Annotated in this window: 9 protein-coding genes and 1 tRNA gene; 4 read left to right on the top strand and 6 right to left on the bottom strand. The window is 47.5% G+C overall.

The window, feature by feature from the left end:
* Positions 1–317: 317 nt before the first annotated feature.
* The gene (locus ACUVJL_RS00690) at positions 318–530 is read left to right on the top strand and encodes a MerR family DNA-binding protein (RefSeq protein ID WP_445244079.1); all 213 of its coding nucleotides are present in this window, start codon (positions 318–320) and stop codon (positions 528–530) included.
* A complete protein-coding gene (locus tag ACUVJL_RS00685) occupies positions 527–667 on the top strand; it encodes a hypothetical protein (protein ID WP_445244077.1) in 141 nt (46 codons plus the stop codon). Before ACUVJL_RS00690 ends, ACUVJL_RS00685 begins: the two co-directional genes overlap by 4 nt.
* Positions 668–1,090: 423 nt before the next feature.
* Here ACUVJL_RS00685 and ACUVJL_RS00680 read toward each other — a convergent pair whose 3' ends face one another.
* The 5 genes from ACUVJL_RS00680 to murA all read right to left on the bottom strand — a co-directional run bounded on the left by ACUVJL_RS00680 (position 1,091) and on the right by murA (position 5,864).
* Complete coding sequence (locus tag ACUVJL_RS00680; RefSeq protein WP_445244076.1) at positions 1,091–2,014, bottom strand: spermidine synthase; 924 nt, start codon at positions 2,012–2,014, stop codon at positions 1,091–1,093.
* Positions 2,015–2,231: 217 nt separating this feature from the next.
* On the bottom strand, positions 2,232–3,107 hold the full coding sequence (locus ACUVJL_RS00675; protein ID WP_445244075.1) for a DMT family transporter: 876 nt from the start codon (positions 3,105–3,107) through the stop codon (positions 2,232–2,234).
* A gap of 159 nt (positions 3,108–3,266) precedes the next feature.
* A tRNA-Leu gene (locus tag ACUVJL_RS00670) sits at positions 3,267–3,348 on the bottom strand.
* Complete coding sequence (locus ACUVJL_RS00665) at positions 3,327–4,196, bottom strand: M48 family metallopeptidase (protein WP_445244074.1); 870 nt, start codon at positions 4,194–4,196, stop codon at positions 3,327–3,329. Before ACUVJL_RS00665 ends, ACUVJL_RS00670 begins: the two co-directional genes overlap by 22 nt.
* Before the next feature lie 249 nt (positions 4,197–4,445).
* On the bottom strand, positions 4,446–5,864 hold the full coding sequence (gene murA, locus ACUVJL_RS00660; protein WP_445244073.1) for a UDP-N-acetylglucosamine 1-carboxyvinyltransferase: 1,419 nt from the start codon (positions 5,862–5,864) through the stop codon (positions 4,446–4,448).
* 365 nt (positions 5,865–6,229) lie between these two features.
* Here murA and smc point away from each other — a divergent pair, with 365 nt between their 5' ends.
* Together smc and ACUVJL_RS00650 are read left to right on the top strand one after the other, a co-directional pair.
* A complete protein-coding gene (gene smc / locus ACUVJL_RS00655) occupies positions 6,230–10,324 on the top strand; it encodes a chromosome segregation protein SMC (RefSeq protein ID WP_445244072.1) in 4,095 nt (1,364 codons plus the stop codon).
* 452 nt (positions 10,325–10,776) lie between these two features.
* The gene (locus ACUVJL_RS00650) at positions 10,777–11,793 is read left to right on the top strand and encodes a PRC-barrel domain-containing protein (RefSeq protein WP_445244071.1); all 1,017 of its coding nucleotides are present in this window, start codon (positions 10,777–10,779) and stop codon (positions 11,791–11,793) included.
* A 98-nt stretch (positions 11,794–11,891) separates the two neighbouring features.
* Here ACUVJL_RS00650 and ACUVJL_RS00645 read toward each other — a convergent pair whose 3' ends face one another.
* A complete protein-coding gene (locus ACUVJL_RS00645) occupies positions 11,892–12,131 on the bottom strand; it encodes a hypothetical protein (protein ID WP_445244070.1) in 240 nt (79 codons plus the stop codon).
* Positions 12,132–12,207: the final 76 nt, after the last annotated feature.

The raw sequence follows: 12,207 nt of genomic DNA, 5'->3' as shown, positions 1-12,207 counted from the left end.
GCTAACGTTACCCCAAAAGGGGAGGGAGACAACCATATCTCCAATGGAGGGGCAACCATACCCCTCCGCTCCGAAAGGGGTTTTGATTTAATGTAAAGCCGTCCTGGAAGGACGGGGTTTCTAACCCAGCAATTTCGATGACTCATGGCTAAAAGCTTCAACTAAGATTAATTAAATTAGGGTGGGCTACACCCGAATTAACGCCTGTGGACAAGAATGAGCCGACTCCCTTGGATGAAACAGGAAGCAGACCCTTCAGAAGTAATTCTGATTGAATGGTGAGACTTAAATAAGTTTAGCCAAGTTTTGTGTAGCAGATTAAGGATATTTTACAAGTTCGCGGTCGGGGAGAGTTGCCTTGCTCTGAAGCGAAGCAGCATCTAACGGCGAAGGTAGAGGAAATTTCCGTGCAAATTGCAGCCTTAGAAACTTTGAAGGGGGAGTTGCAAGGCATTCTCAACTGCTGGCAAGAGCAACCCTCGCCCGAGTCCATTACTCGCACGATTTGTCCGAACATTCAGCGGGATTGAGCAGCAAAAACATACAAAATAAGGGAAGGAATTATCGGTTTCCTTCCCTTGATGGTTTTGTTGGTGGTTTTGTTGCTGGTTTGGTCGATCGTATTGAACTTTTAACTGTTTTCGCAGAGTTTGCTGTTGCTTTTTGAGTTGCCGAGCCCTGGCTGAGCCGCCTTTGCCTTTGGAGTTTCTGCCCTCGCTGCGGGGAGACTCCCAACTTTTTAGTCTCATGTTTTTAATTGTTTGTACTACTTCTATAGTACACTGACGCAATTTCACTGTCAAGTATTTTTTAGACAGATCTTCGCTAATATCAACTATTGACTGATTCTGATTTGGTATGAGGACTTACGCACGGGTCGCCAGAAACCGGGTTTTTTAACCAAATACCTGGTTAAAACCCTCAATATCTGTTAAAAAATCCGCTTTTTTTGTGGGCGAGTACGTCAGTCATATAGCGGTTCTCAAGCGTGGTGAGGTATGCCCACGGAGGCCTATGCCCACGGAGGCCTATGCCCACGGAGGCCTATGCCCGCGAGAGCACCTCATGTTACTGAGAAAGGCTATATTTATCAGTCCAAATATCCTGCGGGTATTTCAGCATCTGTAAAAATTGGCAGCGTTTCCCAATTTTTTACCCATTCCGGCAATTCGGCTACTTTTTTTAGCTCAAGCGACATTTCTATTAAAGAAAATTGTAAATTGTGGAAATCTTGAATAAGTTCGGCTTTCAAGAAAATTTCCTTGTTAGCTAAATCGGGAGCATTAGTCGCAATGACAATGCTGTTGCCGGTGTCTAAATTGCATATATAAACTTGTGCGAACACAGTTTGAATTGTTTTCACCGCTGCGGCATTAAACTCTTGTTTGTGGAACAGGTGGACAACTAGAACACCTGCGCTTGACAAGCGAGTTTTGCACAGTTGGTAAAATTCTTGTGTCACCAACCAATAGGGCATATAGCCGCTGCCAAAACCAGCATCCACGATAATTATATCGTTTTTTACTGTGGAATTTTGTTGGGCTAGATATTCGCGCCCGTCTTGAATGGCTACTTTGAGTCTGTCGTCGAATTGAATACCAAAAAATTTTTGAGCTACTTCGACTACTTTTTGGTCAATATCTGCACATTCGACTATCGCGTTAGCGAAATAGTGGTGAAAAAAACTGGGGAGGGTGCCGCCACCAAATCCGATTACATAGATTTTTTTTGGTAGAGTTTTCCAGACTAATGCTAGCAGCACGGCTCGGGAATAGGGAAAGATTAAATTTAGTGGATTGTTGAGGTCGAGGATTGATTGAGCTACATTTGTGATTAAGGTTTCTCTGTCTGCTAAAAGCAGTAGTAGCCATGAGTTTATTTTTTTTACTGCTATGCAGTTGTCGCCGGAGTTTTGTTGAAATAGGATGCCGTCTGGCTGTTGCTGAAGCCAATTGATTTGTTGGTTAATAAGTGTTAAATTTCTAGGAGGCAGCTCGCCTTTATAATCAGTCATAGGATTTTAGATTTTAGATTTTAGATTTTAGATTGGGGAATCACTGATGACTATGCTGATCGCCTTTATAATCACTCATAGGATTTTAGATTTTAGATTTTAGATTTTAGATTGGGGAATCACTGATGACTATCATGGTGGGGAGGAAATCTACAGTTTCATTTTTTTGGGAACTGGTATCAAATCTAAAACCTTAAATCACTCTTCTCACCTTTAATCACTTCAAACCCAATAATAGCGAGATTCCGCCGATCGCAGCCACTACGCCCACAACAGCCCGAAGGCTTACTTTTTCGCCCGCCAGCACCGCTAAAGGCAGTATAAATAGGGGACTGGTAGAAGTGAGTGCTTGAGCTATTCCTGCGGGTGCATATTTCAGCGAAATCTGTTGCAGGAAAATCCCGAGATAGGTTCCTAAAAAAGCTGCTATAATTATTGCACCTAATATTTTTGGCGCTTTTAATTGTTGGAAAGTGTCAAGGTTTGTTGGGTTCAAGAAGCATAGCATGACTGCGATGCCACCGCTCAAACGCAAGGCTACTGTCCACAGGGGATCAATATCTATTTGAGTGAAGGCCGCCCGGGATAAAACTGCTCCGGCGGCGTGGCTTGTTTGTCCTAATAAACTAATGGCTAATCCTTGCCAAAGATGTTTTGATGATAAGGTTGTTTCGGCTGTTTGTTCTGCAATTACCCAAGCTACCCCACAGATTGTTAAAAGAATGCCTGTACAAGCAATGGGCGATAATTTTTCTTGCAAAAATATTAAGCCAAGTAAAGCTGTTAAAGGGGGAGATAGGGTTTCTAAAAGCAGCGTTCGCCTCGCGCCTAAATATTTTAATACGATAAAGAAAGCGGTGTCTCCGATGCCAATTCCTAGGGCGCCGCTGATGAGCAGCATTGCTAAAATATGGGGATTGAGTGCTGGTAAAGATGTGCCTAAAATTAGTACAGTGGCAAGGAGCATGAAAAGGGCGATCGCGCCTTTGAGCAAGTTTAGCACCACTGCGGGGATTTGCTGTCCCACTCGCTGCCAGATGGTGGAAGATAGAGCCCAGACAAATGCAGCGCCTAAAGCGGCGATTTCACCCATAAAATCTGTTGACTGTTGACGGTTGACGGTTGACTGTTGACTAATGACTAATGACTAATGACTAATGACTAATGACTAATGACTAATTCCCCATCCCATATAAATTAGGGTTCCAGACTTATCATCTGGAACCCTAGATTTATTAAGCTTTTCTAGCAGTGGGCGGGGAGAGAATCGAACTCTCATACCTTTCGGTGTCAGATTTTGAGTCTGATGCGTCTACCAATTTCGCCACCCGCCCTTTTTGTTGGTTTCACCATCATAACACACCGATCGATTTTGCACAAGAGATTCATAATCTTTTGAACTTGCCCAGCGATCGATCTCTCTGGCGCGCAATACTGGTACAGGATGGGACAACTGAGCCGTCTGAGCTTGTTTGAGCAGTTCTCCGAGTTGAGTGCTGCTGAGGTCGTCGTAGGCTCGCGCCTGCGCCAAAAACGCATCTACATTCAGTTTGGGAGCTAAAGTCGGCGAACCTCCGGCCAGTTTCATCAGCACCGATGCTACCACTTTTGGGTCTTGGGTGGCGAGCAAGGCGGCGCGATCGCACGTAAATTCGGCACACCGTAACCATTCCAACATTTGCGCCTGCAAACCCTGCACTAGCACGGTTCCCACAGGCGAAATTTGACCGGCGGCCAACACAATTAAATTAGCCAGAGTCAGGTAAACTCCGTGCTCGCACTTCAAATGCCCCAACTCGTGAGCGATTACTGCCTTAACTTCATCGTCTGTGAGCAAATCAATCAGAGAAGTGTGCATCACCACAAAAGGCTGTTTTCCCCGCATCGCAAAGGTGTAAGCATTCGGCATCGGATGCTGGCGGACATAAAGCTGCGGCACCTCCAAATCCAGAGTTTTGCAGGCATCCACCAGCAATTGATGCAGGTGGGGCAATTGATTTTCGCCGACTTGGACGCTGGAGGCGAGATTTTCGAGCATGAAAAACTGTTCGCCAAGTTGTCCCAGCAACTGCCGCACCATCAAATCCAGGCCGGGCAGTTGTTTGAGAGTGCTGGTGGCTTCCAAGTCTAGCGGGTGGCGAAACTGGTCTGCTTTCAAACCGATGAGCGGTATGTTCGACATTTTAATCCTGAGTCATTAGTCAATAGTCACTCGTCGTTAGTCATTGGTCATTGGTCATTGGTCATTAAAAATGAGTGATTTTTTTCTGCTTCATGCTAGACCTGAATTGCATAAATCTTTGATTAATACGAAAACCGCAGATTAAAGGCAGATAAACGCAGATAAACGCAGATAATTTCGAGAGAGGAAAGCGACTTATGCAATTCAAGTCTAGTGACTAATGACTGCTGACTAATGACCACTGACTAATTAACAGTTTAAACCCGATCGCACGGGATTGACAGGAGCCTCAGCAGTCGCCGGGTCTGTGCCCTCTTTGACGCGCCGCAACTTAGCTCCCAATTTTTGCAGTTTGACCTCTAACTGCTCATAGCCACGGTCTAAGTGCTGCAAGCTGCTGATGGTGGTGACACCATCGGCTGCCAGTCCGGCTAGCACTAACGCCGCCGAAGCCCGCAAATCTGTTGCCACTACTGGCGCACCCGACAGCAGCGACACTCCGCGCACAATCGCTACATTGCCTTTAAGCCGAATGTCGGCGCCCATGCGGTTGAGCTCTGCTACGTGGCGCAAGCGATTCTCAAACACGGTTTCTTTGATCAAGCTGTCTCCTTGGCTCAGGGTCAGCAAAGCCATAAACTGAGCTTGCATATCTGTGGGGAAACCTGGGTAAGGCAGAGTTTCGATGTCTGTGGCGGAGTGAGTTTGGCCCGGAACTATCCGCAAAAGGTCGGGGGATTCTGCAATAATTTTCGCCCCAATTGTCTTTAATTTGGCAATGACTGCGGTCAGGTGGTCGGGAATTACCGGGGACAAAGTGATTTCGGAGTGAGTGATGGCTCCTGCTACTAAAAATGTTCCGGCTTCGATGCGATCGGGAATAATTGAATAGTCTACTGCGTGCAGCTTGGGAACTCCCGAAATGACGATCGTATTCGTGCCGGCGCCTCGAATTTTTGCTCCCATAGCACGGCAGAAATTCGCCAAATCTGCGACTTCCGGCTCTTGAGCCGCATTTTCAATCACGGTTTCTCCTTCAGCCAGAGTCGCCGCCATCATCAAAGTTTCAGTTGCACCAACGCTGGGGTAGTCCAAATAAATTTTGGCTCCTTTGAGGCGGCGGTTCGGCCCTTTGACGTAAGCGTGAACCGTGCCGTGGTCGATGTGGACTTCGGCGCCGAGGGCTTGCAGACCGCGAACGTGGAGTTCAACGGGTCGGGCGCCGATGGCGCACCCACCGGGCAAGGGCACTTTGGCAAATCCCAAACGCGCTAGCAGTGGGCCGATGATGAAGAAGCTCGCCCGCAGTTGGCTGACTAATTCGTAGGGGGCTTGAGCGTCTATGAGGTTGCTGGCGTTGATGTCTAAAACGTCCCCGTTCTGCTGTAAGTGGACTCCTACAGCGGAGAGTATTTGCCCCATGCGGGCGACATCGACTAGACCGGGAACGTTGCGGAGACGGCAATCCTCTGGGCATAGCAGGGCTCCTGCCATGACTACTAAAGCCGAGTTTTTGGCGCCGCTGATTTTGACGTGTCCTTTAAGGGGCTCGCGACCCCAAATTTGTAATACTTGTTCGTCGCTTTCAGGTGAAGCTGGCAGGTTAGACGAGTTCTGAGCTGGTGTAATGGGTTTGCCCTCCATAATGCGCTTCGTTACTTTATACATTATTAATTTTGGTTCGATTTTACCGGAAAGTTTTTATATGTCTAGGGGGCACATGAGTAATTCCAGGCATTATATTTCCTGCCATTGAGTCTGGGTGAGGCTTTCAGGTACGATCGCACAAATAATGTCGATCGAGTCTGATGAAGTTATCTGTATCAAAATTTACGTTCGTTTGTGGGGGTCCCTCGGATCACAGATGTTGTACTTTTGTCAATAAGCTTTTTAAGTAAAAGCCGACTGGGTTGTTGACAAAGGTGTAAGATATCGGTTTGATCGACAATGCCGGAAAGTTCACACATTGTCGATCGCCCCATTGCCTGTGCTACCCTGTGACAACAACCTAGAGCCAAAGCTACTCCTAGCATATGGTTCACATTAAACGGATTGAACTAACTAACTTTAAATCTTTTGGCGGCACAACGTCCATTCCCGTGCTGCCGGGTTTTACTGTGGTTTCCGGGCCCAACGGTTCTGGCAAGTCCAATATCCTCGATGCTTTGCTGTTTTGTCTGGGGCTTTCGACTTCTAAGGGAATGCGGGCCGAACGTTTGCCGGATTTGGTCAACAGCGCCCAAAACAAGCGCGGTACGATCGAAGCTAGCGTTACTGCGACTTTTGCCCTGGAAGATGTGGGGGAGGAATGGTTCGCCCGGGATGAAGATGAGGATGAAAATGCAGCAGATGAGTTATCTGTTGAAGCAGAGGAAGTCGAAGGGATAGAAATTGCCGAAACTCAAGACAACAACGGCCAATCATCTCCTGTCAATCGAAAATCGCCTCTATCTGTTGAAGAAGTCGAAGGGATAGAAATTACCGAAACTTTAGACAATAACGGCAAGCCATCTCCTGTCAATCGAAAATCCAAAATCCCAAATCTAAAATCGCCAGAGTTATCTGTTGAAGCAGAGGAAGTCGAAGGGATAGACACTGCCGAAACTCAAGACAACAACGGCCAATCATCTCCTGTCAATCGAAACTCGCCTCTATCTGTTGAAGAAGCCGAAGGGATAGAAACTGCCGAAACTCAAGACAACAACGGTCAATCATCTCCTGTCAATCGAAAATCAAAAATCGAAAATCGAAAATCGAATGAGTTATCTGTTGAAGACGTAGCAGAGATTGAAATCGCAGAAAATCAAGACAATAACGGACAACTACTCGCTACCAATCGAAAATCGAAAATCGAAAATCGAAAATCGGATGAGTGGAGTGTGACGCGCAAACTTCGGGTAACTCGTCAAGGTACTTACACTTCAACTTATTACATTAACGGTCAACCTTGCACGCTGACTCAACTTCACGAACAACTCAACCGCTTGCGAATTTATCCCGAAGGCTATAACGTCGTCCTGCAAGGAGACGTTACCAGCATTATTTCGATGAATTCTAAGGAACGCAGAGAAATCATTGACGAATTGGCTGGGGTGGCTCAGTTCGATCGCAAAATCTCTTTAGCTAGGCAGAAGTTAGATGAAGTTAAGGAGGTGGAAGAACGTAGCCGAATTGTGGAAAAAGAGCTGATTTCTCAGCGCGATAGATTGGCTTCCGATCGCACAAAGGCGGAAAAATATCAAAAATTGCGGGCGGAATTTCAAGAAAAGTCGCAGTGGGAAATTGTGCTGAAATTCCGCCACTTGCAGCAGCAAGAATGGAAACTCCGAGAACAAATCGAAACGGGCGATCGCACTTCTGCATCTCTCACCGAACAACTGCAAACAATTAGCACCCAAATTCAAGAAGCAACCGCCGAACTTGACGCGCTGAATGCCCGCGTTAAAGCTTTGGGAGAGTCGGAATTGTTGGCTTTGCAAGCGACGATTGCCACTCAGGAAGCGGAACGGCGGCAACTGCAAAACCGCAAACAGGATTTGGAAACAACTGCGGGGCAAATGGCTGCTAATATAGCACAAACCGAGGAAGAAGTTCGGCAATTCCGGCAAAGTTTGGAGCAAATTGAGATTGAAATATCTTATGTTAAGTCTCAGCAGGGGAGTTTTCAGGAACAGCGGGACGCAGCCCAGCAAAGTTTAAATGAAAATCGGGAAGTTGCAAATGCGATCGCCTCGACGGCCGAAGTTTGGGTACAGCAGCAAACGGAACTGCACCGCCAAATCGAAACAATTCAACAAACTTTGGAACCACAGCGTACAGAACAAGCTACTATCGGAGAAAGAGCCGATCGCCTGGAAAGCCAAATTCAAGAACAAAACCAATCGCTGCAAGTATTGGAACAGGAAATTGCAGCGAAAAAAGAGCAGCAATCTCGCCTTGTGGAAACCAAAGGCCTGGCATCTTTGCAAGTAGAATCGCTGAATCAGATTTTAGTCGAAGCCGAACAAGAATTGCAACTGCAACAGGAAACTCAAACTCGTTTGTTGGAAGAACAGCGGGAAAGACAGCGCAAATTAGACAAACTAGAAGTGCAGTTTCAAGCACTGCAAGAAGCGACGGGAACGTTTACTGCAAAAATTGTCGCGCAAAGCGGAATTGGCGGAGTTTGTGGCTTGGTGGCTCAACTGGGCAGGGTAGAACCGCGCTATCAGTTGGCGCTGGAAATAGCGGCGGGCGGGCGCATGGGAAATATGGTGGTGGAAGATGACAGCGTGGCTGCTGCTGCGATCGAATTGCTGAAACAAAAACGGGCGGGAAGGATGACGTTTTTGCCTTTGAATAAGATTAGAGGCGGGAGGTTTTCGGTGAATGAAAATATGCGGCGCGCGGCTGGGTTTGTGGATGCGGCTGTTAATTTAATTGATTGCGATTCGCGGTATCAGGAAATTTTTGCTTACGTTTTTGGCAGTACGGTTGTGTTTAGCAACCTCAGTGATGCCCGCCGCTATTTGGGACAGTACCGGATTGTCACTTTGGACGGGGAAATTTTGGAAAGTAGCGGGGCGATGACTGGGGGAAGTTCTACTAACAGATCTACCTTGCATTTTGGCACGGTTGATGCTAGCGAGGCTGCTAGTGAAGCGCGGACGATCGCCTCTTTGCAAGAAAGGTTGGAGGAAATTGAGCGGATTTTGGAACGGTGCAAAATTGCGATCGACCGGGTGTCTATTTCAGTCAAAACTCGCAGCCAAGAATTGATGGAAGCGAAACAGAATTTACGCGAAAATCAGTTGCGCTTGGAACAGTTGGATTCAGAAATTAAGAATTTGCAAGCGCAACAGGCACAAGTGCGATCGCAAATTGCGAAAAACACACAGGAATTAACTAATTCGCGATCGAGATTGCAGTTGCTGGAGGGAGAATTGCCCGCACAGGAAACTCAATTGCAGCAGTACCGGCAAACTTTGGCGCAGTTGGAAGAGTCGAACAGTCACAGCGAATGGCAGCAAATGCAATCGAGTTTGCGCGCTCTCGAAGCACAACTGCAAGAGCGAGAATTAGCTCTGAGAAACGTCCAGCAGCGCCAAGGAGACTTGGAAAATCAATTCGGGCGTTTGTCAGAGAAAATTAAGGAAGGCAGCGAGAAATTGCAGGAATGGCAAGTGCAGCAAAACGCGGGGGCGGATGCGATCGATCGCATAGTTTCGCAGCAGTTAGAACTCGATCGGCAAATTGCCGAAGCTAGGGCAGCTTTGGGGGAAATAGAGGAAAAATTGGGCGTGCAGAAGGAAGATCGCGATCGGGCGGAATCTCAATTGCGAGAGAAGCATTTAGCCAAACAGCAGTTACAATGGCAGTTGCAAAAACTGCACGAAACCCAGCAAGAACGCCGGGAACAATTAGCCGCAGTCCGCACTCTATTGGAAACGCAGCGGGCGGAAATGCCCGACCCCGTGCCGTCGATTCCTGAAAATGTCGAGAAAGCCAATTTGACGGAATTGCAGCAGGAAGTAAAGGCGATCGCCAAACGCATTCAAGCCCTAGAACCAGTCAATATGCTAGCCTTGGAAGAGTACAACCGCACTCAAGAACGCCTTCTTGAATTGAGTCAAAAATTGACAACATTAGAAGGAGAACGCACTGAACTGCTGTTGAGAATCGAAAACTTTACCACGCTCAGGCGGCGCGCTTTTAAGGAAGCTTTCGACGCGGTTAACGAGAACTTTCAGACTATCTTTGCGGAACTTTCCGAAGGCGATGGCTATCTCCAGCTAGATGACCAGGAAGACCCCTTCAGCAGCGGCTTGAATTTGGTTGCTCACCCGAAGGGCAAACCCGTACAGCGGCTGGCTTCCATGTCTGGAGGCGAAAAGTCGTTGACGGCGCTGAGTTTTATTTTTGCGCTGCAACGCTACCGCCCATCTACGTTCTACGCTTTTGATGAAGTGGATATGTTTCTGGATGGGGCAAATGTGGAGCGATTAGCTAGAATGATAAAACGACAGTCTGAACAAGCCCAGTTTATTGTTGTGAGTTTGCGGCGACCTATGATTCAATCAGCCCAGCGTACAATAGGTGTTACTCAAGCACGGGGAGCTTATACTCAAGTCATAGGACTGAAGTTGTAGTCCCGGAGTTTCTGTTAACGCTCGTGTTGAGTGATATATGTACTTATTGACACTCCTCGACCTGAAGGTACGAGGATTCTTGGCTCACCCAGACCACTTAAACTAGATTCCTTGAAGTCTCTAGCCCAGAGGTGGGACTCTCCCCAAGCGTTAATTCGGGTATGCCCTACCCTATTTGCTTTTAGGCAAGTCCTGTTTCAGTTTGAAGCAAATTCGCTTCAAATGCTGTTTGTCTAGCTCCTCTGAATCTTTTACCTACTGCGAGGTGGAGTCTAGAAAAATGCAGTAGAACCGCTTAGATTCAATTTTCAAGGTTCAGCGCTTTGTCTTTTGACAGCTAGGTTTTTAGAGTGGTTGATTACCTTTCCACTACTACAAGCATACAGCAAAGCCGTGCTAGAAGCACGGGGGTTTTAGGCCCATTTTTATGATAAATCAGGATTAAAGTTAGAATGACATCAGAACAAATCTGCCAACGCTCCGATATTCTCGGCACTCAAGTCATCACTCGCGACAGAGGTAAACGCTTGGGGGTGGTTAGTCAATTATGGGTGGACATCGATCGGCGGGAAGTTGTGGCGATCGGTCTGCGTGATAATATATTCGCGGTCGCTGGAATGCCGAGGTTTATGTTCCTCAGCAATGTCAGCGAAATCGGCGACGTGCTGTTGGTGGAAGATGAGAGCGCGATCGAAGATGATGTTGATGTTGAAGTCTACAGCATTTTGATTAACAGCGAAGTTATTACCGAAACCGGCGAACTTTTGGGTAGGGTGCGGGGCTTTAGGTTCGACCCCGAAGACGGTAAGTTAGTTTCTATAATTATCGCTTCCCTGGGCATCCCCCAAATCCCCGACCAAGTTCTCAGCACTTACGAGTTGGGGATTGAAGAAATTGTCAGCAGCGGTCCGAATCGCTTGATTGTGTTTGAAGGTTCCGAGGAAAGGCTCAGGCAGCTTACTGTGGGTTTGCTAGAGCGCGTCGGTTTGGGTCAAGCACCTTGGGAACGGGAAGAGGACGAGCAAGGTTATTATCCGAAACCCGTGGCTACAGCAAATCAATTGGGCCCGGGCGTGCGGATACCTGCACCGGAAATGCGCAGCAAGGTAGCGCAGCCTGCGGTAGAGGAAGTCCCTTGGGATGAGGATTCGCAGTGGAATCGGCCTGCGGTGCGCCAGCCGATGCGCGCGGTGCAGCCTGAGCCGATTATCGACGATTACGAGGATTACGAAGAGGATAATTGGGGCGGCGAGGAGGACGATTACGAGGAGGAGTACGAGGAGAAGCCACAGTACACTCGCTCTGAGAGCTCTCGCCCGAAGCAGCCGGTGGTGGAGTACGAGTACGAAGATGATGTGGAGGCCGATGCTTGGGCTGACGATGAGGCGCCGAAGCCTTACAAGGCTCCTCGGGTGAATATCCCTGAGAAGACTAAGACTCCTGAGTACGAGGAGGAGGCTGGTTATTAGAAATTAATCAATTAGCTGAAACCAATATTTTGCACTCTTCTTAAGAACGGGCAAGATGCCCGTTCCACAATCAAGTTTATTTTTTGTGGAACGGGCTTCTAGCCCGTTGCTGATACAAGTTTATTTTTTGTGGAACGGGCTTCTAGCCCGTTGCTGATATTGGTGCAAGATGTGAGTTTAAACTGAGATGTTGCACCATTCTCAAGAACAGGCAAGATGCCTGTTCCACAAAGAATGAGTTTTCTTGTGGGGAGTAGGGGTTGGGCATCCTGCCCGCCCAAAAAAGGATTATTGATATTGGTGCAAGATGTGAGTTGAAACCAATATTTTGTAGCCACGGGTTTTACGAATAATATTTAATTCTCGTAAACCATCTAGTGGGGTAGGTTGGGGGATGCAGTGAAGGCGCTCAAT

The sequence above is a fragment of the Microcoleus sp. OTE_8_concoct_300 genome (assembly GCF_031383065.1).
Lineage (GTDB): Bacteria > Cyanobacteriota > Cyanobacteriia > Cyanobacteriales > Microcoleaceae > Microcoleus.
The sequence above is the reverse complement of the archived record's forward strand: the minus strand, read 5'-3'. Positions and strand labels throughout refer to the sequence as shown.